Raw genomic sequence first — 23,651 nt, 5'->3', positions numbered from 1 at the left:
ACCATGGCCGTCACCGCGACAACTCCCGCCACCCGTCCGCCCGCGGCCACCGGCACGTCCCGGACCGGCGCGGCCGCGGTGACGGCCGCTCTGGTCCTGCTGGTCGCAGGTCTGGCGGTCGTGGACATCACGCAGGGCACGGCCGCCGTCGGCGCCGGCGAGGTGTTCAAGGCGCTCACCGGCCGGGCCGACCCGGCCGACGCCTCCGTCGTCATCGCGTCCCGGCTGCCGCGCATGGCCGCCGGGCTCCTCGTGGGGGCCCTACTCGGGATGGCGGGTGCCACCCTGCAGGCGATCAGCCGCAACGTGCTCGCCTCGCCCGACACCCTCGCCGTGAACGCGGGCTCCTACCTGGCTCTCGGGCTGGCCGCGGTCACCGGCGTGTCGCTGCCCCTGCTCGCCTCCTCCGGCGTCGCGTTCGCCGGGGGCCTCGTGGCGGTGTCCGTCGTGCTCGGTCTGTCCGGCCTGGGCGCGGGCACCGTCCGGCTCGTGCTCGCCGGCAGCGCCCTCGCCCTCGGCCTGAACGCCGTGACCGAGGGGCTGCTCCTGCTCTTCCCCCAGGAGACGCAGGGCCTCTACCAGTGGAACCAGGGCAGCATCGCCCAGAGCGGGTTCGACGGCGTGGCCCAGCTCGCGCCGCTCGGCGTCATCGGCCTCCTCGGGCTGCTGCTGGTCGCCCGCCGAGTCGACGCCCTGGCCCTCGGCGACGACGCCGCCCGCGGGCTCGGCGTGCCGGTGCGCGCCACCCGGGTCACGGCGGTCGTGTGCGCGGCGCTGCTCTCCGCGGCTGCCGTCACCCTCGCCGGGCCCATCGGCTTCGTCGGCCTGTGCGCCCCCGCACTCGTGCGTCCCCTCGCCCGCAGATTCCGCGGGTTCACCCGGGCGCATGCGAGTCTTCCGGTCGCGGGCCTGACCGGCGCGGCGCTGGTCCTCGGCTCGGACGTCCTGCTGCGGGCCCTCGTGCCGACGGATCTGGCGGTCGCCGTGCCGACGGGTGTCGTCACCAGTCTCGTCGGCGCCGCGTTCCTGATCGTGATGGCCACGCGGCTGAAGGACACGGCCGCGGCCGCCGCACCCGACCGGTTGCGCATCAAAAGCCGGACCGTCTTCGTCATCACCACGGTCGTCCTGGTGGCGGTGCTCGTCGGCGTGACCATCGCCGCGGTGCTGCTCGGCGACAGCAAGCTGCTGCTGGGCGACGTCGTCAACTGGGCGCAGGGCCGGGCAGGCCGGGCCGTCTCGTTCGTACTCGACACACGCGTGCCCCGGGTTCTCGCCGCGCTCCTCGCGGGCGCGGCACTCGCCCTGTCCGGAACCCTCGTCCAGGCCGTCACGCGCAATCCGCTCGCGGAGCCCGGCGTCCTGGGCGTCTCCGGCGGGGCGGCGCTCGGCGCGGTGCTCCTGGTGACGACCGTGCCCCTGGCCGGATCGTGGAGTGTCGCCGGGGCGGCGTTCGCGGGCGCGGCGATCAGCTCCGTCATCGTCTTCGGGCTCGCCGCGCGAGGCGGATTCCAGCAGAACCGGCTCGTCCTCGTCGGCATCGGCATGGCCACCGGCTCCACCGCGCTGGTCAGCCTGCTGATCGTCCTCACCGACCCGTTCAACGCCGCGAAGGCCCTGACCTGGCTGTCCGGTTCCACCTACGGACGGACCCTGCCCGACATCGCACCGCTCGCAGCCGTCCTCGCCATCGGCGTGGCCGTCGCTGCCCTGCGGCGCGCGGAACTCGACCTCGTGTGCCTCGACGAGGACACCCCGAGGCTGCTCGGGCTCAACCTGGCGCGCGGGCGCCTCGGCTTCCTCCTCCTGAGCGTCCTGCTCGCCGCCACCGCGGTCGCCGCCGCGGGCACGATCGGCTTCGTGGGCCTGGTCGCCCCGCACGCGGCCCGGGCGCTCGTGGGCCGACCGCACGTCCGGGTGATCCCGGTCTCCGTGCTGCTCGGCGCCGCTCTCGTCTGCACCGCTGACGTGCTCGGCCGCACCGTGATCGCGCCCGCCCAACTCGGCGCCGGTCTGATGACCGCGGTGATCGGCACGCCGTACTTCCTCTACCTGCTCGTGCGCAGCCGCCGGTAGAGGCCGGCGAACGGTCACCCGCGGAGCGTACGACCACCGCGGGGACCGTTCCCCGGTCGACTGCCCGGCCGCAGGCACCGCGATGCCTGCGGCTCAACCGGCGCCGCCCGGCACGGCGTCGGCCGCGTAGGCGCCCTCGTGGTGCCGGCTCATCGGCACTGCGGGGCCGCCGGGCTGCTGAGCGGCGCGGCGTGCCCTTTCCGTATGCGCCCGGATGATGTCCGCGTACCGGTGGCCGCTGCCCTTGATGGTGCGGGCCTGGGTGCGGTAGTCGACATGGACCAGACCGAAGCGCTTGTCGTAGCCGTAGGCCCACTCGAAGTTGTCCAGCAGCGACCAGGCGAAGTAGCCGGCCAGCGGGGCTCCCTTGCGGGCGGCGGACGCGCACGCCGCGAGGTGGCCGGTCAGGTACTCCTGGCGCTCCGGGTCGTGCACCGTCCCGTCGGGGCGTACGACATCGGGGTAGGCCGAGCCGTTCTCCGTGACGTACAGCTTGCGGGTGCCGTAGTCCTGCGCCAGCCGGAGCAGCAGGCGTTCGATGCCGGATGCGTCGATCTCCCAGTCCATGCCCGTGCGGGGTACGCCGGGACGGCGGATGGTGCGGACGTGCGGGGCCGGTCCGGTGGGGTCGTCGGCGACGGTGGAGGAGAAGTAGTAGTTGAGGCCCAGCCAGTCCAGCGGCTGCGCGATCGTCTCCAAGTCGCCCGGCTGCTCCGGGAGTTCGACGCCGGAGGCGGCGGCGTAGACCTCGCGCATGTCCTTCGGGAAGCCACGGCCGTGAACCGGGTCCAGCCACCAGCGGTTGGTGTGGCCGTCTTGGCGCCGGGCCGCCGCGACGTCCTCGGGGCGCTCGGTGGCGGCTTCGACGGCGGACAGGTTGTTGACGATGCCGACCTGTGCGCCGGGTGCCGCCGCCCGGATCGCCTGCGCTGCCAGGCCGTGGCCGAGGAGGAGGTGGTAGGAGGCGTGGACGGCCGCCGTGAGGTCGGTCAGGCCCGGCGCCATCTTGCCTTCCAGGTGGCCGATCCAGGCGGAGCACAGCGGCTCGTTGAGCGTGGTCCAGTGCTGGACACGGTCGCCGAGACGCTCGGCGACGACCGCCGCGTACGAGCCGAAGTGCCGGGCGGTGTCGCGCGCCGGCCAGCCGCCCCGGTCCTGGAGCGCCTGGGGCAGGTCCCAGTGGTAGAGGGTGACGGACGGAGTGATGCCCGCCTCCAGCAGGCCGTCGATCAACGCGTCGTAGAAGTCCAGGCCCTTCGCGTTGACCGGCCCGTCGCCGCCCGGCACCACACGCGGCCAGGCGATCGACAACCGGTAGGCGTTGGTGCCCAGTCGGCGCATCAGCGCGATGTCCTCGCGCCAGCGGTGGTAGTGGTCGCAGGCGACGTCGCCGTGGTCATTGTTGTCGATCTTGCCGGGAGTGTGCGAGAACGTGTCCCAGATCGAGGGTGAGCGGCCGTCCTCGGCGACGGCTCCCTCGATCTGGTAGGCCGACGTGGCCGTGCCCCACAGGAAATCCTCGGGGAGTGCGGCAAGGTCGATGGTCACGGAGTTCCCTTCGGAGACAGCGGAGTCGGAGGATGCGGAGTCGGAGACGGCAGCGCCGGTCACTTGACGGCTCCCGCCGTCAGGCCGGTGACGAGATAGCGCTGCAGAAGCAGGAACCCGGCGACCACGGGCACGCTGACGACCAGCGAGGCGGCCATGATCTGGTTCCAGTAGACGTTGTTGAGCGTGGAGTAGCCCTGGAGTCCGACGGCGAGTGTGCGGGTGGTGTCGTTGGTCATCACCGAGGCGAACAGCACTTCGCCCCAGGCGGTCATGAAGGCGTACACGGCGACCGCGACGATGCCCGGGATCGCCGCCGGCACGACGACCCGGAACAGCGCCCCGAGCGGCCCGCAGCCGTCGACCATCGCCGCCTCGTCCAGGTCGCGCGGCACCGAGTCCAGGTACCCGATCAGCATCCAGATCGAGAACGGCAGCGAGAACGTCAGATACGTCAGGATCAGACCGCCGCGCGAGCCGAACAGGGCGATACCGGTGGCGTTGCCGATGTTGACGTAGATCAGGAACAGCGGCAGCAGGAAGAGGATGCCGGGGAACATCTGCGTGGACAGGACGGTGACCGTGAAGACGCGCTTGCCCCGGAAGTTGTGGCGGCTGACCGCGTAGGCCGCGAACACCGCGATCACCACCGAGCAGACGGTCGCCGCGCCCGCCACGATCAGCGAGTTCACGAAGTAGCGGGCGAGCGGGATGGTCGACCAGATGTCGATGTACGGCCGGATCGTCAGCTCGCTCGGCAGCCAGCGGAACTCCCCGGAGACGTCGGCGAGTGGCTTCAGCGAGCTGGAGACCATGACGTAGACCGGCACCAGGACGAATCCGGTGAGCAGGGTGAGGAAGATCCGCCGGGACCAGTAGTAGGACGGTGGCGGAGCCATCGGTGAGCGGGGTGCCCGGGAGGTGCTAGACATCGGCCGTCTTCCTTCCTCGGGAGGTCAGCAGGAGGTAGACGCCCGTCACCACGAGCAGGAAGAGCAGCAGCAGGACGGACATGGCGGAACCGGCGCCGAAGTTCCAGGTGACGAACGACGCCTGGTAGATGTGGACCGAGATGAGGTCCGCGGCCTGCGGCGCGGTCCTGCCGAACAGGACGAACGGCGTGTTGAAGTCGTTGAACGTCCACAGGAACAGCACGAGCACCAGGACCTGGTTGACCGGGCGCAGCGAGGGCAGGGTGATCCGGCGGATCTGCTGCCACATGCCGGCACCGTCGAGGGACGCGGCCTCGTACTGCTCCTTGGGGATGTTCTGCAGACCGGCCATGACGATGAGGAAGGCGAACGGCCAGCCCTTCCACACCGACACGACGAGCAGCGCGACGAAGCTGTTGTCGCCGATGAGCCAGAAGGACGGCTTGTCGGTGAGGCCCAGCTGGTCGTGCAGGACATGGTTCACCAGCCCGTTGTCGTGCTGGAACATGAACACCCAGGTGATGACCGCCGCGTACACGGGCAGCGCGTACGGCACCAGGAACAGGGCACGCAGCAGGCCGCGGCCGCGGAAGGTGTCCTGCATGTAGATCGCCGCCGCCGTACCGATCAGCCAGCACAGGCCCACCGACAGCAGGGTGAAGGCGACGGTGACGAAGAAGGAGTGCAGCAGCGCCTCGCCGACCGGGGCGTCGAAGTCCACCGACACCTCGTAGTTGGACAGGCCCGTCCAGGGTGCGGCGCCCCAGTCGCGGATGTAGAACTGCGTGAGCTCCTTGAAGCTCATCACGATGCCCATCACCATCGGCACCAGATGGACCAGGAGTTCGAGGATCAGGGCCGGCAGGAGCAGCAGATACGGCAGTGCGATACGGCGGATCCGCCCGGGGCGGCGGAAGCGGGGCGTTTGCTCCGCCGACCCGGACGAGCTGTGCGGGGCCGCCTCCGCGGGAGCAGCGGTCGTCATCGTGCTCACTTCGTCGGCATCTGCTGCTGGGCCTTCTCGAGCGCCGCCTTCACCGAGTCGGCGGTGACCGGACGCCCGGCGGCCGCGTCGGCGAACAGGTCCTTCACGGCCGTACCGACGGCCGTCTCGAACTGGGACTCGTCGGCGACCTGCGGCATCGCGGCTGCGCTGTGGGCGAGGGTGTCCTTCAGGACGGCGTTGGCCCCGGCGTTGAAGGAGGCGTCCGACTGGGCGCCCTTCACCGGCGGGATCGAGCTGAACGCGGTGTTCAGGACCTTCTGTTCCTCGTCGCTGGTCATGAACTTCACGAACTTCTTGGCGCCGTCGACGTTGTCGGTGTTCTTGAACACGGCGAGATTGATGCCGGCCACGATGGAGTTGACCTGCTTGTCGGTGCCGGGGGTTCCGGACTGCACCGGAACGGGCGCGACACCGTAGGAGTCCGCGCTCATGCCCTGGGACTCGAGGTTGGCGGACGCGCTCTGCCACAGCAGCATCGCGGCCTTGCCCTTGGCGAAGTCGCTGACCGACTGGTTCTGGGCGTACTCGGCGTTGCCCGGCGCGATGACCTTGTCCTTGGCCATCAGGTCGACGTACTGCTTGACCGCGTCGACCGCGCCGTCGTTCGTGAAGTCGGGCTTGCCGTCGGCGGTGAAGAAGTCGGCGCCGTGCTGCTTGGCGAAGACGAAGACGTGGTGGATGTTCTCCGACGGGTTCGAACCCTCGGCGCCCAGGCCCCACTTGCCGTCCCCCGACAGCTTCTTGCCCGCGGCGACCAGGTCGTCCCAGGTGGCCGGGGGCTTGGCTATGCCCGCGTCGGCGAACAGCTTCTTGTTGTAGTAGAGCGCGTACGCCATCGAGTACAGCGGTACGGCCGCCGGATCCTGGCCCTGCGCGCCGGTCGAGCCGAGCGCGGAGTCGACGAAGCGGTCCTTGCCGCCGATCGCGCTGAAGTTCTTCTCGTCCCAGGGCAGCAGCGCGCCGGTGGCCTGCAGTGAGGCGCTCCAGGTGTTGCCGATGTTCAGGACGTCGGGGCCCTGGCCGGAGGTGGTCGCGGTGAGGATCCGGTTCAGCAGGTCCGACCAGGGGATGACCTCCAGCTTCACCTCGATCCCGGTCTGCTTCTCGAACTTGTCGAGCTCGGGCTGGAGGACCTTCTTGTCGACCTCGATGCTGGCGCCCTGGTTGGAGGCCCAGTAGGTGAGCGTCTTCGGTGAGTCGTTGGACCCGCCGCCCGTCGACGAGCCGCCACCGCAGGCGGTCACGGCGGTCAACAGGGAAACGGTGACGGCACCGACGGCCGCGGCTCGGATTCTGCGCATGGCTCAGGGGTCCCTTTCCTGAGGGATACCCAACGCGAGCGTTCACTTCCCGAACGCCGCTCATGGGTTAATTTAGAGCGTGATTTAAGACCCGAAGGAAGGGCGCGTCAAGAGACTGCGCGGCGGTATGTTGCTGTTCAGGCGGCGTCGGAAGGGACCCACATGGCAGGGCGGAACGGGCGGACAGTGCGTGACCTGCGACGGGGCAATCGCACCGTCGTACTGCAACGGTTGTATTTCGACGGGCCGTTGAGCCGTTTCGAACTGGCCCCGGCCACCGGACTGAGTGGCGGTTCCATCAGCAACGTGGTCGCGGAGCTCATGGCCGACGGCCTCGTCGAGGAGGCCGGAACCGTCGAGTCCGACGGCGGCCGCCCCCGCACCCTGCTGCGCGTGGCCCCCGCCGGCGGCCACATGATCGGCGTCGACGTCGGCGAGACCCGCGTACGCGTCGAGCTCCTCGACCTCACCCTCACCGAACTCGCCCGCACCGAACGGCCGCTGGAGCGCCAGGGCTACGACGTCGAAGTCATCGTCGGCCACATCCGAGACGGCATCACCGAGGTCCTCGCCGAGACGGACATCGCCCCCGAACAGCTCCTCGGCGTGGGCATCGGCGTCCCCGGCATCGTCGCCCGCACCCCTGACCAGGGCGCCGTGGTCCACGGCCAGACGATCGGCTGGGACGCCGTACCGCTCGAATCCCTGCTCCGCTCGACGTGCGAACTCCCCGATACCGTCCCGTACTTCATCGACAACGGCGCCCGGACCCTGGGCCACGCCGAGATGTGGTTCGGCGCCGGTCGCGGCGCCCGCAGCGCGGTGGTCGTCCTCTTCGGCTCCGGCGTCGGCGCCTGCCTCGTCACACAGGAGGTGGAGCAGGGCCGGTCCGTCGAGTGGGGGCATCTGACCGTACGGGTCCGGGGGCGCCGCTGCCGCTGCGGGGCCCTTGGCTGTCTGGACGCCTACGCGGGTGCGGAGGCGCTCCTCGACCGCTGGCGCGAGGAGGGCGGCCACCCACCGGAGGGCGTCGACGAGGAGACCGCACTGACGGCGATGCTTGCCGCTGCCCACCCCGCCGCAGGAACCGACGCCGACCCGGCGGCCCTCGCCGTCCTCGAGGAGGCGGCCGAATATCTGGGCGCCGGCCTGTCCGACCTGATCAACCTCTTCCAGCCCGAACGCATCCTCATCGGCGGCTGGGCAGCACTGCGGCTCGGCCCCCGCATCCTGCCCGCCGTACGCCGCTACGCAGCCGCCTACGCCCTGCGTCATCCGGCCGAGCGCGTCTCCATCGATCTCGGAGACCTCGGTCCGGACGCGGTCACGGTCGGCGCGGCGATTCTGCCGCTCGCCGAGTTCTTCGCCGGGGGCGGGCAGCGGGAAATTCCGTGGGGGCAGGGTGGGAAACGCCCTAGTGTGGCGCGGTGACTACACAGGTAATCGTGCTGAACGGCGGTTCCAGCTCGGGGAAGTCCGGGATCGTACGGTGTCTCCAAGCCGTACTGCCGGACCCGTGGCTGGCGTTCGGGGTCGACTCGTTCGTCGCCGCCCTGCCCGCGAGGATGCAGGGGGCGGACGAGGGGATCACGTTCGCGCCGGACGGCGGGGTGAGCGTCGGGGACGACTTCCGCGCGTTGGACGCGGCCTGGATCGAGGGGGTCGCCGCGACGGCCCGTGCGGGCGCCAGGGTGATCGTCGACGACGTCTTCCTCGGCGGGGCGGTGTCCCAGCACCGGTGGCAGAAGGCACTGAGCGGCCTCGCCGTGCTGTGGGTCGGCGTCAGGTGCGACAGCGCGGTCGCCGCGGGCCGTGAGGTCGCACGCGGAGACCGGGTCCAGGGGATGGCCGTACTGCAGGCGGACCTGGTGCACGAAGGGGTCGGCTATGACCTGGAGGTGGACACGACGCACACCGAGTCCCTGGTGTGCGCGCGGACCATTGCCGGGCGGGTCGGCTGACGGAGGCTGATCCCCTCACCGGGCCGAACGGTGTTCCGGCCCGTGCCAGTGGGTCGGCGCGACCTGGTCGGGCAGCATCGGACTCCTCCGGTCGCCGACGATCTCCAGCATGTTCGTGGTGGCCGTCGCGTACAGCGGATGAACATGCTCGTAGAGCTCTCCCGCGCAGTTGACCTGGACGCGCAGCAGCCAGCGGGTGACGCGGAGGTCGGCGGTGATGGGTGCCAGGTCGAGGGAGTGGATGGGTTCGGTGCTGGACAGGGGCGGCGCGCTCGGCAGCATCCGTAGTTCGGGCGGGTTGGTGTCGAGAAGCAGGGCGAGGTCCGGCTCCCAGGGCTCCAGGACGTCGTCGGTCATCACGCTGCGTGTGGTCGGCGGCAACCGGTCGGTGATCTCCGCGGCAAGTCCCACGATCGACGCCTGATCAGGTCCCGTGGGGCGCAGCCGTATGCCCAGGCGGTGGCCGGACAGAGCGGCTTCGACGGGGTCGGGACCCACGACCGGACCCGGTTCCAGGCGGAGCCCGAAGGTGCGGTGGAGCTCGACGTGGAAGGCGTAGGGAAACTCGCTCATGCTGTGCTCTCCCCTCGCGGCTCGGGCCGCGGTGCGTCGGTCGGAACGTGGTCCAGATAGGTGACGGTCAGGAACTTGATCTGCCTGGCACTCACCGACACCAACTGATGCCCGGTGAGGGGCCGTACGGGCTGTCCGGGCTGCGGGCGGTATTCGAGCGGGGCGACCAGGGCCAGTTCACGGTCCCCGGTCTCCTCCGCCTGGTGCGCGAAGTGCTTCAGCGTGCCGCCGAGATACGAGCCGTCCACCAGTTCGCAACCGACGTACGCGGACTTGGCACCGGCCTCGGCGGGGTAGCGGCCGAGCAGGAGCCACCAGGACGACTCAACGGTGACCGGTCCGGCGCCGCGTGGCAGCAGCCGGGCCGCACCCGCCCCCAAGACGGCCGCGACAGCGAGGACTGCCAGCGACCACCAGGCCAGCGCCAGATAGTGGTCCCGTGCGTAGCCCCACCCCTCGCGGACCAGGCGCCCCACGTCCGGGGTGATGCCGGGCGCCGTCGCTCGCAGCGCGCCGAACACCGCGAGGGCGAGCGTGTCGAGGGCGAGACTCGCCAGGACCACCCGGGTCGTCTCGCGAAACGCCGACGAGGTCCGCTCGGGCAGCACGGTGTCGCGTGCCGCGGAGTACACGAAACCCGGCACGAGACACACCACGAGCAGGACCAGACCGAGGAAGGTGCTGGGCATGGGGGCGCTAGTCCTCCTGCCCGTCCGGTTCGGAGGTCGCGGCGTCCGGCTGCTGCGGCAGCGCGCTCGGCGGGGCCGCGGGGCGCTGGGAGACCGGGGTCGGGACCGCTGCGCCCGGTGCGACGGCCTGTCCGCCCCGGTTGTCGCCGTACACGATCACCGATTCGCCGTCGTCCAGCGGCGGGCGTCTGCGTTTCGGCCGCGGCCCGGTTTCCTCGTCTGCCATGGGTGCCTCCTACGGTCCGTGGTGGATGAAGGGCGTCCAGCCCACCAGCGGCATCCGGGGCTTGGCTCGCAACTCCCGCACCGCGTGGTGCAGGGCCGTCGCACAGTCCTCGGCCGCCAACTCGCCCTCACGCACGAGGGCTTCGTACACGCTGTCGACAATCTCCCCCGCGATGCGGTCGTTGACGCTCCACATCGTGGCCAGGACGTGCCGGTAGCCGGCGACCTGTAGCGCCGCGGCGGGATGGATCGCCTCGTCGGGCAGCATGAAGCCGCTCACCGCCGTCCTGCAACCCGCCAGCATCGCGAACTCGGCCTGTTCCAGTCTCAGTTGTGCGATGTCGGCGACCGTCAGACAACCGTCGTGCAGATACAGGCCGCTGCGCGACGGGTCGCCGCGCTCCTGATCCCCATGGCACGAGAAGTGTGCCCACGCGTGCGTGGCGAGGTCGGTGAGCACCGTCTCGCGGGTGGCCGCAGCGCCGGAGCGCACCGTGCACCTGCCGGCGAAGGACTCACTGATCTGCTCCATGTCGTATGCCGCGTTGGGGAGGGGCCTGCGGCCCGGGGTCTCGGGCATCGCCACCATCAGCATGCGCCTGCGCTCGCCCCGCGCGGGAGCCTGGGCGCGGCTGCGGATCAGCGCCCGAAGGGTCGGGGTGTACGAGGAGACGACCCGGTCGAGCACACACGCATCCGGCACGGGAGCCGGCAGGTGCTGGCCCGCCGCGTGCAGGGGCAGGAAGGCGAGCGAGCCCGTGGGGCACCACCAGATCCGAGGCCAACGGCCGTCGCGGGACGGGGAGTCGGTGTGACCCAGCGCGTCCAGGACGGGTTCGGCGACCGAGTGCCACAGCCAGTTCAGTGTGAGCGCCATGGACTCCTCGAGCATGGCGTGCTTCTCGAGGGTCATCTCGGGTTCGTCGTAGTACAGCAGGGCCGACAGGTACCAGGCCATCTGCTGCTCCGCGAGGCCGGGGGAGAGCTGTGGGAGCGGGACGACCCGTAGGTCGTCGGAGGTCAGCAGGAGGGCGTCGCTGCGGCGCTTGGAGACATTGAGCAGGACCACGGTGCCTTCGGCCGCCGCCGTGCGCAGACTCTCGAACCCGGGTGGCCGCATGAAATCCTCGAAGCCCGGCAGATCCTTGCGGATCGTGGCGATCAGAGCGTCCCACTCGTGCCCCAGGGCGATACCCCGGTCCGCCTGTGGGCTCGGTGTTCGGGAGGTGAAGACGTCGCCGGGTCGCTGCACCACCGCGTCCGGCACATCGAGCAGCCGCAGCTGGGTACGCAACGTCTCCACTCTTTCGGCGAGGTGAGGTGCGGTGGCGCGCAGGTCCCACAGGTCGGCGCCGGTGTCCAGGGCGTGGTTCCACAGTACGGAGCGGCCGTGTTCGAGGAGTTCGACCGCGCGCTGCGGGCGGCCTGCGTCGAGCGCGGCCGCAGCGGCGTCCTGGGTGAGCGAGTCGATGGCGCTGAGATGGTCCTCGCGGTCGCGTCTGCTCAGCCCGTGCCAGGCGAGCAACTGCAGGCAGTCCACGGCCTGTTCGTAGCGTTCGAGCGCGGCCGCCGGGTCCGTCTGCGCCTCGGCACCCAGGCGCAGTGCCGCCATGCGCACGCTTGGCGGTGCTCCCGGTGTGGCCGCCGCCGCTCGCAGGGCCTCGTCGGCGGCGGTCAGGTCCTCCGCGGCGCGCTCGGCCGACCACCGGGAGGTTCCCCTTGCGCGCAACAGGCCGGCCAGGAGGTACTGCTGGGCGGCGCGGTCCGGATGGTCTTCGGCGAGCGAGTCGAGTGCGTTCCCGACCGCTTCGATCGCCTGCTCCGCGTCCTGCCACCGGGCGGTGCGCTCATGGCGCTGTGCGAGGGCGAGCGCCCAGTTCGTCAGCAGTCCGGGGCGGTGCGCGTGGCTGTGCGGCAGGGCGTCCACGGCCGCGCGCAACGTGTCGACAGCCGCGTCGATGTCGGCCATGTCCTGGGTCGCCTCGAACCGTTCGAAGAGCGTCAGGCCCAGGTTGGAGAGGTGGGCCGGACGCTGGTAGTGCGCCGGTGGAGTCGCCTCGACGGCGGCGATGCCGGTCTCGACTGCGGCGTCCAGGTCGGCGGGGTCGCGGTAGCGCACGTACCGGTTGCGCAGGGCGATGGTGTGCAGGTTGAGGGCGACGCATCGGTCGCGCGTCCGGGCGTCCCGCACGGTGGCCTCGGCAAGAGCGACCGCCTCGTCGATGTCGGAGCGTGCGCCGAAGCGCTCGAAGCGGTGCTCCAGAGCGAGGCACAGACCCGACCGCGCGGGGTTCGGGTCGGGATCCGGCCGAGTGCGGTCCGTACCGGGCGGGTCTGCGTCAAGGCCGTACGACGAGTCGATTGCCCTGCGGTACACGGCAATCGCGACGTCCAGATCGACGCTGTCACCGGCCACCAGGGCACGGCTGTGCAGGGCGCTGCCCCGGACAGCCAGCAGTTCGGGCGGCCCGGTGCCCGGCGCAGCGGCCGAGCCCTCGGTGCACAGGGCGACGGCTTCGTCCAGGTCGGTCCGGGCTCCTGTGCTCTGTCCGCGGCGGACAAGGGCGTCGGCGAGCAAGTGCAGCCGTGCCGTCGGGGACGGTTCCGTTTCCTCATCGATCGCGAGGCACTGACGGGCCATTTCGACGGCCCGGTCGATGTCCGCGAGGACGCCGCCCAGCACGAACCGGTCCCGCAGGGCGCTGGCCAGAACATGCTGCGCCACCGCCCGGTGCGAAGGAGAGAGCGCGGCCGAGTGGAGTGCGTCCTCGGAGTCCTGCACCGCTGCGTCGAGATCGGCTCCGTCCCCCGTGATCCTGTGGCGCTCGTAGCGGATCCGGGCGCGCACGTGGAGAAGCTGGGCGATCTGCCGGTTCGGCGCCAGAGCGCGTCCCCGCATGTCGGGGCCGGGCGCCTGCGCCGGACTACCGCTCAGGTCCGGGGCGTCGGCCGGGCCGCTGCCCAGGTCACTCGCTCCCGCCGAGCCGTCGCCATCAGCAGCGGCCTCCCGCAGGGCGCCCCCCACCACCTCTTCCGCGGCGTCCAGCTCAGCAGCCGCCTCGGTGACTGCTCCGGGAGCGCAGGCCCGGGCGAGCAGAGCGAAGCCGACCATCGGCGCGCTCGCGGCCCGTACCCTGGCGCCGTACGGCTCGGGCAACTCGGCGCCGTGCGCCGCCTGCAGCGCCTGAAGGGCCGCCGTCAGATCGTCGTGGCTGCCGTGCGCCTCGTAGCGGGCGAAGAGCGCCTGCCCGAGGTTGCTGCGGATCTCCGCCTGGGTGACGCTCCCGTCCGGCGCGGTGGCTTCGGCTTCCACGAGCACGGCCGCGGCCTCGCCCCACTCGTTGCCGAGCAGCAACGCCGAGCCGAGGTTCTGCAGACAGATGAGCCGCTCCCGGGAATCCGGTGCCAGACCGGTGAGTGCCGTACGCAGGGCCGACACCGCCGCCGCCAGGGAGTCCTCGTACGCGTATTGGTAGGCGAGCATCAGGGCGTGCCCCAGGTTGGCGAACCACACGCCGCGCCTTTCGGCGTTCGGCGGCGGGCGCGAGGTGGCCGCCCGCAACGCCGTGAGTGCGTCAAGGAGATCCTCCCGTACGCCTTCACGTTCGAACTTGGTCCGCAGCAGATACCCGTACAGGAACTGGAACTCGGGCTCGTCGGGCGCCCCCGGAGTCCGCCCGGCGATGTCCTGCGCCGCTTCGAGTACCTCCAACGCCCCGTACAGCGGTTCGGGCTGGGGCGCCGCGACCGCCCAGTCGACCAGCTCACGGGCCTGGACGGGATTCATGGCCAGAGCGGCGTCGTGCACGGCGAGCATCCGGTCGAGCTCCGGCGGGGTCGCCGCGTCCGGTACGCCCTCATGGATGAGCACGAAGAGCCGTACGGCGGCCCAGGCCGCCTGCTGGGCGTCCTCCGGGTCGGAGCTCTCCCGCTGCCGGTACCAGAAGAACCAGGCCAGCACCTCCGCCGTTGCCGCCTCCACCTCGGGCCCGTCGAGCAGGCCGAGCACCGCGTAGGCATCGTCGAGGGCCTGCGGCCCGAGCACGGCGGGAGCCCCTGCGCCGCTCTCGTAGGCGTCGATGCGCCGCCGCAACCCGGCGATCCGCTCCGCTGGACTCCGGTCCTGCATGCCCGTCCGCCCCCCAACTGTGACGCCACGTCAGTCAGAAGCTAACAGCCGGAGTTGTACGACGCGTTGGGAGATGTCTCGGCCAGGGCCGGGGGCGAAGAGCCCTGTCCTGAGGGAGGGCCCGCCGAATCGCGGGGGCCGACCGCCTACTGCGGCTCCGTGGCGATCTGGATCAGGTTGCCGCAGGTGTCGTCGAGGACTGCGGTGGTGACGGGGCCCATGTCCACGGGTTCCTGGGTGAAGCGGACGCCGAGGTTGCTCAGGCGTTCGTACTCCGCGTGGACGTCGTCGACGGCGAATTGGGCGAGGGGAATGCCGTCCTGGACGAGGGCGTCGCGATACGTCTTCACGGCCGGGTGGCCGGCGGGCTCCAGGAGGAGTTCGGTGCCGCCGGGCTCGTCGGGTGAGACGACGGTCAGCCAGCGGTCCTTCTCGCCCACCGGGACGTCGTGCTTCTTCACGAAGCCCAGGATCTCGGTGTAGAAGTGCTCGGCCTTGGCCTGGTCGTCGACAAAGACGCTGGTCAGGTGGATCTTCATGGGGTGCTCTCCTCGGGTCCGGATGGGTCGGGCACGAGCCATCGCTCGGTGATCTGCCGCAGCGGGGCCGTGTTCAGGTCGTGGAACTTGTAGCGGCCCTCCCGCCTGGTCTCCACGAGCCCGGCGGCCTCCAGCACGGCCAGGTGCTGGGAGACCCCCTGACGCGAGATGCCGAGCTGATGCTTCATGCTCAGCCGCGCGCAGATCTCGAACAGTGTCTGCCCGGACTTCTCCGTGAGCTCGTCGAGAATCGTGCGGCGGGTGGGGTCGGCCAAGGCTTTGAAAAGGTCGTCGGCCACGACCCCAGCATAGGCAAGTCGCCGCTTGCCTATCAAGTCGGGATGCGCCGCATCCAGAGCCGGCGCAGCAGGCCCCGTGGCCTCCCTCTTCCGCGATGTCCCGCAGGCTCCTACCGTTCCGTACGCGTATCCGTGCTCAGCCTGGGAACCAGCAGCGGTGAGAAAGATGCACGACAGAGTCACGCGGCCAACGACAGCGGGCCGAAGAAGGTGTGATGGCGACCGAATCGCGTGGGGGCGGGAAGAAACCGTCGTCCGAAGAGATCGAGGACTGGGAGGTCAGGCTTGACGGGGGATTTGGCGATGTGACGAGAGCCCGCCTCAGCGCGGAGGAGTTCCTGACCACGCTCGCGCGGTCGGTGCCGCCGACGACGCCCGAGTACCGGGACGACATCCTGCTGGTCGTCAGCGAGCTGGCGGCCAATGCGATCCAGTACGCACCGGGGCCGCTGCGGCTCATGTTGCGCAGGACGTTCGACGGTGTGCATGTGACGTTCAGTGACACCAGCACCACGCCACCCGAGCCGCGTCCGTTCCACCCCGGCAATGGCACCGGCGGCGGCATCGGCTGGTACCTGATCCACACGCTGTGCGATCAGGTGAGCGTGGTGGTGCGCGACGACGGCAAGGACGTGCACGCGTTCCTTCCCTGGTGAGGCGCCCGCCTCGGCGGGCGGCCTCTCACCTCGGCCCCTCACGCCAGGGGCACCAGCACGCTGACCGTCTTGCCGCCCTCCCGGCGGCGCTCGATGCTGATCTCGCGGGTCAGGCGGATGATCAGCGGCCAGCCGTATCCGCTGCCCTCATGCACGAGCGGCAGCGTGCCGGGCCCGTAGGCCGCGGAGGGCACGGCGTCGCTGTAGTCGTGCACGCTCAGGTGCACGGCATCGGGCAGCAGCGTCACCTCGAACCCCGCGAGGCCGCCGCCGTGCCGGATCGCGTTGGTGACCAGTTCCGACACCACCAGCAGGAGATCCGTGACGGCCCGCTCACCCGCCGGGCCGGACGGTGCGCGCCATCCCTCCGCCACGACCGACCGCACATAGCTCCGCGCCGCCGCCGCGCTGGTGATCGGGACCGGCCTGGCGGGCGCGGTCCCGACGTCCCCGGACGGACGGCGTTCCATCGGCTTCACGGCTGCTCGTACGCTGCCTGCGGAATGCCCGTCACTCCCTGAGCATCACAGGTGCGCACCAAGAAGATTGCGGCTCCCGTCACTTCACCATTCCTCGCACGTCGTTGTCTCCGCTCCTCGTCGTCCGACCGTGTTCTTGCGGCTCTGCTACCCGGACTCGCCCGAATCATGGCGCAAAGTCGCGTAGTACGCACCGACGGCGGACAGGTACTCGGGATCGAGCGTCTCGCGGTCCGTGCTGAAACGGGGCGCCGCCTTGGCCTCCTCGCGGGTGCACCCCACGGTGACCGAACGGGCCGCCATGTCGATGCCGGTGATCATCCCGGCGGGGACCAGCAGACTCCTGCCGAAAACCCATACGCCCGTGTCGACGATCAGGTGGCGCAGGGGAGTGCCGTCGCCCTGGCGGTCCACATGGCCGATGACACCGTCGGTCGCCTCGACCTTGAACCCGGTGAGCGTCCGCCCCTCCTGGTGGCCGCTCCCGGGACGGTACGACCAGATTCTGTCGGTGCTCACATCGCTTCCCTCTCCGTTGCCGCTCCGAGCCGTGTCCCCCTGGTGCATCTCAGCCGACCACCGCCGGTCCCTGCGCCGCCGAAGGCTCGTCCAGGCCCGCCGTGATCACGTGTCGCTTCAGCTGCGCCGCAACGGGGTCGTGCGCGGCGGCGAGCATGTGACGGGCCACCTCCAGGGCCTTGCCCACCTCGCGGGTGCCGGTCGACACGCACAGCGTGTAGGCCAGGTCCTGCGCGCGCAGGTCACGCCGACCGGTGCCGGCCTCGAGGTCGCTGTCGTGGGCCACGAGCGCCTCGTACTCCTCGACGAGTCTGCGCAGCATCGCCGGATGGGGCATCAGCATGGGTATCCGCTCCCGGATGAAGTGATCGTGGTGCCCGCCGCCGAGCGGGGCGGCCGGGCCTGCATGGAAAGCAATGGGCGATGGAAGGCCTCGCGAGGGGCCGACTGTTGCGTCGCACGCACGCATGCGGTGCGGTTGCTGCCGGCGTGGCCTCAGGACCGGTTCCCCCGGTCGAGCGCCTCTTCCCGTACCTGCGCGCAGCACCGGCTGATGAGGCGGGAGACATGCATCTGGGAGATCCCCAGCTGCTCGGCGATACGGCTCTGCGTCATGTCCTCGAAGAACCGCATGTACAGGATGGCGCGCTCGCGCTCGGGAAGCCGCCGCAGCCCCTCCTTCACCGCCTCCCGGTCTATGACGACGTCGTACGCCTCCTCATTGCTGCCGATCGTGTCGGCGAGGCTGAAGCCGTCGTCGCTGGAGGACATCTCGGCGTCGAGGGACAGGGTGCTGAAGCTGTCCAGCGCCTCCAGCCCCGCCTTGACCTCTTCCTCTGTCATTCCCGCGTGGGCGGCGACCTCGGCGACCGAGGGGGTGGAGCCGCCCGAGGTCGTGACGAGGTCGCGGCGCGCGACCCGTACCTTGTTGCGCAGCTCCTGGACGCGACGGGGAACCCTGAGAGCCCACATCCGGTCGCGGAAGTGCCGCTTGATCTCGCCCGTGATGGTGGGCACCGCGTAGCTCTCGAAGGCTCCTCGCCCCGGCTCGAACCGGTCTATCGCCTTCACCAGCCCGAGGGCCGCGACCTGACGCAGATCCTCCAGCGACTCACCGCGGTTGCGGAAGCGGCCGGCGATGCGGTGGGCCATGGGCAGCCAGGCCCGGGCCAGTTCGTCGCGGACGGCGTCGCGCTCGGGCCCTTCGGGCAGAGCGGCCAGCCGGGTGAAGTCGGCCGCGGTGTCGGGGGCGTCGTCGTGGACGCGTCCGCCGGACACGCGGGGGCGGGCAGAGATGTCGGAACCATGTGCGGACGTTTCAACCAGCATGAGGAACAGCTCCTGAACGACGTTCTCAGGGAATCTCCGTGGGAAACGGTGCATAGGGCACGAAGGCCCTGGAGCGGTCACACCTCTCGCACCGTGGCGCCTCTGGTCCGAAGCACGAAAATCCGCATGCCCCGCAACTCACCACGCAAACGAACGGACGTAGAAGGGCCGTCCGATTCCGACGCCGGTGGGCGACGGAGTGCCGGCGCCCCTCCGGTGCATCCGCGGACTCGGTGGCCGGATCGGCCGTTCTCAAGGGCGACTTCACGCCAGAACTTGCTTTCGTGCCGCGATCCTTACGACAGCAGAGGAGTGAGTCGCGAGAACTCGGGCACGCGGGGAACCGAAAGCAGGTTCCGGCGATCGGGAGGGCAGCATGGCAGCCGTGACGGTGGCGCAGGCAACGGCCACGGCACAGGAGACGGTCACGACGCAGGGGGCGGCGCTGCCGCTGGTCGAGGATCCGACGAGGGTGAGCCCTCAGGACGCACGTCAGTTGTCGCGTCAGTTCTTCGACCGACTGGTCATGCTGGAAGAGGGCACGCACGAATACCAGTACGTACGTAACACGCTGATCGAGATGAACCTCTCGCTCGTGCGGTACGCGGCTTCGCGGTTCCGCACGCGTGGGGACTCGTTGGAGGACGTGGTCCAGGTCGGGACCATCGGGCTGATCAAGGCCATCGACCGCTTCGAGGTCTCTCGGGAGGTCGAGTTCACGACGTTCGCGGTCCCGTACATCGTCGGCGAGATCAAGCGGTTCTTCCGGGACACGAGCTGGGCGGTCCATGTGCCGCGCCGGTTGCAGGAGGCGCGTGCCGAGTTGGCGAAGGCGACCGAGGAACTCAGTTCCCGGCTGGGCCGCATGCCGACCACCCGCGAACTCTCGGAGCTGATGTCCCTCTCCGAGGAAGAGGTGATCGAGGCCCGCAAGGCCTCCAACTGCTACCAGTCCGCCTCCCTCGACGCGGCCGTCACCTCCGACGCCGAGAACGGCGAGTCCGTTCTGGCCGACCTGCTCGGCGAGGAGGATCCCTCGCTGGAACTCGTCGAGGACTTCCACTCGTTGGCGCCCCTGATCGCCGGGCTGGACGACCGGGAGCGCCGGATCATCCATCTGCGTTTCGTCGAGGAGCTCACCCAGGCGCAGATCGCCGAACGGATCGGCGTCTCCCAGATGCACGTCTCCCGCCTCATCAGCCGCATCATCAAGCAACTGCGCGCGGGGCTGCTGGAACCCGGGGTCGCCTGACCCCGAGCATCTTGATTCTGAGGTTGCCGGCCGACGCCCAGCTGGGCGTCGGCCGGTTCGCATGAGTGGCATCAGCAAACGTGGGCCGCGGCCAAGTGGCCTGTCGGCCCTCGGCCTGTCGGCCCTCGGCCTGTCGGCCCTCGGCCTGTCGGCCCTCGGGCACCGGTATGTCCAGTCGGACCGCCGGCCTCATCGCGCCGACCCACCGGCCTGTTCCATCGGCTCACCGACCTCGCCGCGCCGGCGCTCGGCCAGTCCCCGTCGGTTGCGGCAGCCTCTCTGGGGTGGCCCTCATCCGTGCGCCATCCGATCAGGTCGGTAGCGGACCCGCCCGCGTCGGGCCGTTCGGTAGCCGACCCGACCGCGTCGAGCCCTGTTGTCCGCTCCCGGCCCCGCCGGCCCACCGGCCTCTCCGCGCCGGATACTGGCCTCTCCCGCTGGTCCACCGGCTCATGACGCCAGCCACTGGCCCGTCCTGTCGGCCCGCCGCCTCTCCCGCGGCCTACCGGGCCCACTACACCGGCCACTGCCCCGTCCCGTTGGCTCGCCGGCCTCTCCGCGCCAGCCCACCGGTCAGTCCCGTCGGCCCACCGGGCCCCATCGCACTGACCCCCAGGTCCGTCCCGTCGCCGCACCGGCCCCATCGCACCGACCCACCGGTCTCCTCCGTCGGCACGGAGGCCAGTCCGCGTCGCCCCGGCCAACCTCGTCGGCCACGGCAGCCTCCCCGGCTCGGCCCACCACCTGCGCCCCGCCCGATCAGGTCGGCAAGCCGACCCAGCCACGTCAGACCCTGTTGACCCGCTCCCGGCACTCCGTCGGGAGCGGCAGCACCGCGGTGACGCGCTTGCCGCCCGTCGGGAGGTCGGAGACCAGCACCGTGCGGGACAGCCTGCAGACGATCGGCCAGCCGCGGCCTCCGCAGCGGTGGCGGCCGTGGCGGTCGATCGGGTCGAGGGCGACCGGCCGGCGGCGCTCGCGGTCGCTGACGGACAGATACAGGTCCTCGCCGACGACCTCGACGTCGAAGCCGGTGACGCCGCCGCCGTGCAGCATCGCGTTCGTCGTCAGTTCCGACGCCACCAGCAGGGCGTCCGAGAGGGTGTCCGGCTCGCAGGCGGCGCCGCGGGCGTGCGACTGTTCGGACAGGACCTGCCGCACAGCGCCGCGCGCCTCCGCTGGACTCCGCGGCCCCCGGCGCACACGGCCTGCGCTCGCTGAGCTCTTGGTGACACCGGTCCGGTACTGCTCACTCATCCTTACGCTCCCTGACAGAGGCGAGGAGGCCCGAGTTCCCTTCCCTCCTCCACATCCTGTGATGTCTCCCTAATCGCGTGACCCGTCGACCGCCCGCCAAACCGTCCGCCCAGCCCTTGCACGCAAAAGCAGTCAGAAGCGGCACCCGGAAACGTGACGGGGTACCACTCGCTCGCACGTGCCCCGTGTGCTGGGGAGATTCGGGGGTAGGCGGCCGAACGCATCGACGGACGGTCAACACGCGTGCAGCACAGGAGCGTCATGCCCGAAACCGCCTGCGACGGGCCCGCGAGAGGCGCGATCGGCCGGTTGCCGGGAATTCTTCGCTCCACGATGCATTGAATCCGTTCGTCGGGGCACCCGTCACGATCGCCAACGCCTGTGGAGGTACTTGTGTCCGTTGCCCAGAATCCCTTGTCGATCAAGGTGGAAGTGCCCCGCGAGGATGCCGTGCTGCTAACGGTCGAGGGCGACCTGGACATGGATACAGCGACCGAGTTGCAGCATCACCTCGCCAATCAGCTGCACCATGGCCGACGCCACTTCCTGCTCGACATCGCCGGCGTCCCCTTCATGGACTCGTCCGGCATGAACATCGTGCTGCGGGCGTATCAGGAGGTGAGGGAGATTCCGGGGGGTGTGTATGTGATCTCCCCGACGCCCGCCGTCCGGCGGATCATGGATCTCACCGGTGTCAGCATCACCGTCCCGATCGTGGGGAGTGTCGAGGAGGCGCTCGCCACCGCGGACGCGGGGCCGAATCCCGGGCCCCCGGCCGCGACGGCGGAGTGATGGCCGCTTCGGAACGATGACTGTTACGGACTGAAGACCGCTGCCCGAAGAGGCAGTTCATCGATCGCGAGCCGCACCCGCATGCCCAACAGTTGCCGTTTGACAACTATGGCCATGAGGCAACAGAGTGAGCGAGTCAAGTGTGGGAGGGGTGCGGAACGTGCCGGTCAGCAACGACGGCGGTCCGCGTCGCCGGGCGGCGGCGCGTACCCAGCCCTGTCCAGGCGCCGCATCACGGCGTCGGCGGGATTCAGGCGCTCCTGGCGTCGGAGGCTTCGTCGCCTTCGTGGATCTCCGCGGACGCCGCGGCGCAGAACGCCTCCAGGCCCTCCAGCAGAGCGGTCCGCTTGGTGGCGGGCATCTGCTCCAGCACGGACTGCAGCGCGGCCTCGCGTCGCGCGCGCAGCTCGGTCAGAAAGGTCCGTCCGCGACGGCTCAGGTGCAGCCGCAGCTCGCGGCGGCTGGAGGCGCTGGGCGCCCGCTCTACGAAGCCGACCGCCTGCAGGCGGTCGCACAGCCGGCTGGTCGACGGCGGCGTGGAGCCGAGGGCCTCGGCGAGCATGCGCAGGTTGATGCCGTCGCTGTGCTCCAGGATGAACAGCACGCGAATCTGAGAGGCGGACACCGGCGCGGTCGAGGCCCGGCCCCACAAGACCTCCAGCAACTCGGCCGCCTCGGAGGTCACACGCGCCACCTCGTCCGGCCGCGGTTGCGAGTTGAAGGAAGTCACGCTGCCACTCTTTCAGGCTTCACGGGCACTGTCAGCCCACCGGTTCGGACAATACGTGCAGAACACTAGATACGGACAAGAAGGACCGACGGGCGGCGTCCGCGGCAGCGCGGGTCCAGCGCCGTCACTGTGACAGGAATGGCGTATCCAGCATCGTGAACAGATTCGTGGCAGCCGAGCGGGCACTTCGCTCCGCGGCCCCGCACCAACTGGTGGACGCGGTCCGCGAAGTACTGTGCGACGACTACGCGGCGAAGACCGTCCAGCTCTACCTGGCCGACTACAGCCTCCACACACTCCAGGCCGTCCACACGGCACCGAACCCGCCCGAGTCCGTGCCGGCCTACGGCACTCCCGCGGGTCGGGCCTTCGGGTCCCAGGAACCCTTCGTCGAGAAGCTGGCTGACGGCCGGGTGCGCCTGCACCTGCCGGTTACCGTGCGGGGCGACCGGCTGGGCGTCCTGGCGGTTACGATGCCCTCCGCAGCCCGGGCCGACGAGTGCCTGGACGAACTGGCCGAGGTGGCGAAGGTGCTGGGGCACGAAGTGGTCGTCGCCGACCGGGACACCGATGTGTACGTCCGGGCGCGCCGCACCGACCGGCTCACCCTGGCGGCGGAGATGCAGTGGCAACTCCTGCCGGGCCGCTCCTGCACCCGCCCCGAATACGCGGTCGGCGCCCAACTGGAACCCGCCTACGCGATCTTCGGCGACAACTTCGACTGGTCCGCGGACGCCGACCGCCTGATGCTCTACATCACCAACGGCATGGGCGAGGGCATCGAGGCCTCCCTGCTGACCAACCTGGGCATCAACGCGCTGCGCAACGCACGGCGTGCGGGCCTGTCCATCGCGGACCAGGCCGCACTCGCCGACCAGGCCGTCTACGCCCAGTACCGGGGAGACGCCCACCTGTCCGTGCTCCTGCTAGACCTCGACCTGCGCACGGGCCGGCTGCAGGTCGTCGACGCGGGCTCCCCGCAGATGCTGCGGCTGCGCGGCCGTACCGTCACCGCCGTCGAGTTCGAGGAGCAGTTGCCCCTCGGCATGTTCGAGGAGACGGACTACACCGCCCAGCAGCTCGACGTCGAAATCGAGCCCGGGGACCGGCTCGTCTTCGCCAGCGACGGGGTGTACGCCGTCGCCGCACCCGGTGGTGAGCGGTACGGGGAGCGCGCGCTCGCCCGGGCCATCGTGTCCACCAGCCTGCTGCCCGCGGCCGAGGTCCCCCGCGCCGTTCTGAGGGAACTGGCAGGTCACCGCGGCACACCCGTGCCCGACGACGATGCGCTGGTGGTCTGCCTGGACTGGTTCGGGCCTCGGCAGGCATCGTGACCGTACCGTCCGGCGCTCCCCGTGC

At 70.5% G+C, this 23,651-nt stretch carries 22 protein-coding genes and 1 pseudogene; 7 read left to right on the top strand and 16 right to left on the bottom strand.

Features of this window, described 5'->3' with window-relative positions; all coding sequences use genetic code 11:
• Positions 1-3 precede the first annotated feature (3 nt).
• Positions 4-2,076: an iron ABC transporter permease gene (locus AB5J55_RS01945; RefSeq protein ID WP_369268948.1), complete on the top strand. Its 2,073-nt coding sequence runs from the start codon at positions 4-6 to the stop codon at positions 2,074-2,076.
• 180 nt (positions 2,077-2,256) lie between these two features.
• Here the strand turns inward: AB5J55_RS01945 and AB5J55_RS01940 are convergent.
• From AB5J55_RS01940 to AB5J55_RS01925, 4 genes and pseudogenes are all read right to left on the bottom strand, one after another.
• Positions 2,257-3,624 (bottom strand): annotated as a pseudogene (locus tag AB5J55_RS01940) (GH1 family beta-glucosidase); the annotation flags it as partial.
• 59 nt (positions 3,625-3,683) lie between these two features.
• A complete protein-coding gene (locus AB5J55_RS01935) occupies positions 3,684-4,523 on the bottom strand; it encodes a carbohydrate ABC transporter permease (protein ID WP_369276059.1) in 840 nt (279 codons plus the stop codon).
• A gap of 25 nt (positions 4,524-4,548) precedes the next feature.
• Positions 4,549-5,541: a carbohydrate ABC transporter permease gene (locus tag AB5J55_RS01930; protein ID WP_369268947.1), complete on the bottom strand. Its 993-nt coding sequence runs from the start codon at positions 5,539-5,541 to the stop codon at positions 4,549-4,551.
• Positions 5,542-5,546: 5 nt separating this feature from the next.
• Entirely contained in the window at positions 5,547-6,863 is a 1,317-nt protein-coding gene (locus AB5J55_RS01925) for a sugar ABC transporter substrate-binding protein (protein ID WP_369268946.1), read from the bottom strand.
• Positions 6,864-7,025: 162 nt separating this feature from the next.
• On the opposite strand from AB5J55_RS01925, the gene AB5J55_RS01920 reads away from it, so the two are divergent.
• Both AB5J55_RS01920 and cpt read left to right on the top strand, forming a co-directional pair.
• Positions 7,026-8,294 (top strand): ROK family protein, encoded by a 1,269-nt coding sequence (locus AB5J55_RS01920; RefSeq protein ID WP_369268945.1) that lies wholly within the window; start codon positions 7,026-7,028, stop codon positions 8,292-8,294.
• A complete protein-coding gene (cpt, locus tag AB5J55_RS01915) occupies positions 8,291-8,824 on the top strand; it encodes a chloramphenicol phosphotransferase CPT (RefSeq protein WP_369268944.1) in 534 nt (177 codons plus the stop codon). Before AB5J55_RS01920 ends, cpt begins: the two co-directional genes overlap by 4 nt.
• Positions 8,825-8,839: 15 nt before the next feature.
• Here the strand turns inward: cpt and AB5J55_RS01910 are convergent, their stop codons facing one another.
• The 6 genes from AB5J55_RS01910 to AB5J55_RS01885 all read right to left on the bottom strand — a co-directional run bounded on the left by AB5J55_RS01910 (position 8,840) and on the right by AB5J55_RS01885 (position 15,278).
• Positions 8,840-9,397, bottom strand: a complete 558-nt coding sequence (locus AB5J55_RS01910; RefSeq protein WP_369268943.1) for a hypothetical protein — start codon at positions 9,395-9,397, stop codon at positions 8,840-8,842.
• Complete coding sequence (locus AB5J55_RS01905) at positions 9,394-10,086, bottom strand: DUF6338 family protein (RefSeq protein WP_369268942.1); 693 nt, start codon at positions 10,084-10,086, stop codon at positions 9,394-9,396. Before AB5J55_RS01905 ends, AB5J55_RS01910 begins: the two co-directional genes overlap by 4 nt.
• A 7-nt stretch (positions 10,087-10,093) precedes the next feature.
• On the bottom strand, positions 10,094-10,312 hold the full coding sequence (locus tag AB5J55_RS01900; RefSeq protein WP_369268941.1) for a hypothetical protein: 219 nt from the start codon (positions 10,310-10,312) through the stop codon (positions 10,094-10,096).
• A 9-nt stretch (positions 10,313-10,321) separates the two neighbouring features.
• Entirely contained in the window at positions 10,322-14,440 is a 4,119-nt protein-coding gene (locus AB5J55_RS01895) for a CHAT domain-containing protein (protein ID WP_369268940.1), read from the bottom strand.
• A gap of 146 nt (positions 14,441-14,586) precedes the next feature.
• The gene (locus AB5J55_RS01890; protein ID WP_369268939.1) at positions 14,587-14,979 is read right to left on the bottom strand and encodes a VOC family protein; all 393 of its coding nucleotides are present in this window, start codon (positions 14,977-14,979) and stop codon (positions 14,587-14,589) included.
• Entirely contained in the window at positions 14,976-15,278 is a 303-nt protein-coding gene (locus tag AB5J55_RS01885; RefSeq protein WP_369268938.1) for an ArsR/SmtB family transcription factor, read from the bottom strand. Before AB5J55_RS01885 ends, AB5J55_RS01890 begins: the two co-directional genes overlap by 4 nt.
• 215 nt (positions 15,279-15,493) lie before the next feature.
• Between AB5J55_RS01885 and AB5J55_RS01880 the strand changes: the two genes are divergently transcribed.
• Complete coding sequence (locus AB5J55_RS01880; protein WP_369268937.1) at positions 15,494-15,934, top strand: ATP-binding protein; 441 nt, start codon at positions 15,494-15,496, stop codon at positions 15,932-15,934.
• Between the two features lie 38 nt (positions 15,935-15,972).
• Here the strand turns inward: AB5J55_RS01880 and AB5J55_RS01875 are convergent, their stop codons facing one another.
• The 4 genes from AB5J55_RS01875 to AB5J55_RS01860 all read right to left on the bottom strand — a co-directional run bounded on the left by AB5J55_RS01875 (position 15,973) and on the right by AB5J55_RS01860 (position 18,261).
• Positions 15,973-16,404: an ATP-binding protein gene (locus tag AB5J55_RS01875; protein WP_369268936.1), complete on the bottom strand. Its 432-nt coding sequence runs from the start codon at positions 16,402-16,404 to the stop codon at positions 15,973-15,975.
• Between the two features lie 156 nt (positions 16,405-16,560).
• Complete coding sequence (locus tag AB5J55_RS01870) at positions 16,561-16,932, bottom strand: PRC-barrel domain containing protein (RefSeq protein ID WP_369268935.1); 372 nt, start codon at positions 16,930-16,932, stop codon at positions 16,561-16,563.
• A gap of 49 nt (positions 16,933-16,981) precedes the next feature.
• Positions 16,982-17,275 (bottom strand): DUF5133 domain-containing protein, encoded by a 294-nt coding sequence (locus AB5J55_RS01865; RefSeq protein WP_369268934.1) that lies wholly within the window; start codon positions 17,273-17,275, stop codon positions 16,982-16,984.
• Positions 17,276-17,427: 152 nt separating this feature from the next.
• Entirely contained in the window at positions 17,428-18,261 is an 834-nt protein-coding gene (locus AB5J55_RS01860) for a SigB/SigF/SigG family RNA polymerase sigma factor (RefSeq protein WP_369268933.1), read from the bottom strand.
• A 376-nt stretch (positions 18,262-18,637) separates the two neighbouring features.
• On the opposite strand from AB5J55_RS01860, the gene AB5J55_RS01855 reads away from it, so the two are divergent.
• Positions 18,638-19,513 (top strand): RNA polymerase sigma factor SigF, encoded by an 876-nt coding sequence (locus AB5J55_RS01855; protein ID WP_369268932.1) that lies wholly within the window; start codon positions 18,638-18,640, stop codon positions 19,511-19,513.
• 786 nt (positions 19,514-20,299) lie between these two features.
• On the opposite strand, the gene AB5J55_RS01850 is transcribed toward AB5J55_RS01855, so the two are convergent.
• Positions 20,300-20,770, bottom strand: coding sequence for an ATP-binding protein (locus AB5J55_RS01850; RefSeq protein ID WP_369268930.1), 471 nt, complete (start codon positions 20,768-20,770; stop codon positions 20,300-20,302).
• Positions 20,771-21,163: 393 nt separating this feature from the next.
• Between AB5J55_RS01850 and AB5J55_RS01845 the strand changes: the two genes are divergently transcribed.
• The gene (locus AB5J55_RS01845; protein ID WP_369268929.1) at positions 21,164-21,562 is read left to right on the top strand and encodes an STAS domain-containing protein; all 399 of its coding nucleotides are present in this window, start codon (positions 21,164-21,166) and stop codon (positions 21,560-21,562) included.
• 250 nt (positions 21,563-21,812) lie between these two features.
• Here the strand turns inward: AB5J55_RS01845 and AB5J55_RS01840 are convergent, their stop codons facing one another.
• Positions 21,813-22,247 carry a MarR family winged helix-turn-helix transcriptional regulator gene (locus AB5J55_RS01840; RefSeq protein WP_369268928.1) on the bottom strand — a complete coding sequence of 145 codons (435 nt, stop codon included), beginning with the start codon at positions 22,245-22,247 and terminating at the stop codon, positions 21,813-21,815.
• 200 nt (positions 22,248-22,447) lie between these two features.
• On the opposite strand from AB5J55_RS01840, the gene AB5J55_RS01835 reads away from it, so the two are divergent.
• Positions 22,448-23,626, top strand: coding sequence for a PP2C family protein-serine/threonine phosphatase (locus tag AB5J55_RS01835; protein WP_369268927.1), 1,179 nt, complete (start codon positions 22,448-22,450; stop codon positions 23,624-23,626).
• Positions 23,627-23,651 lie beyond the last annotated feature (25 nt).

This window comes from Streptomyces sp. R11 (genome assembly GCF_041051905.1).
Taxonomy (GTDB): Bacteria; Actinomycetota; Actinomycetes; order Streptomycetales; family Streptomycetaceae; genus Streptomyces.
This window is presented reverse-complemented; position numbering and strand designations above follow the sequence as displayed.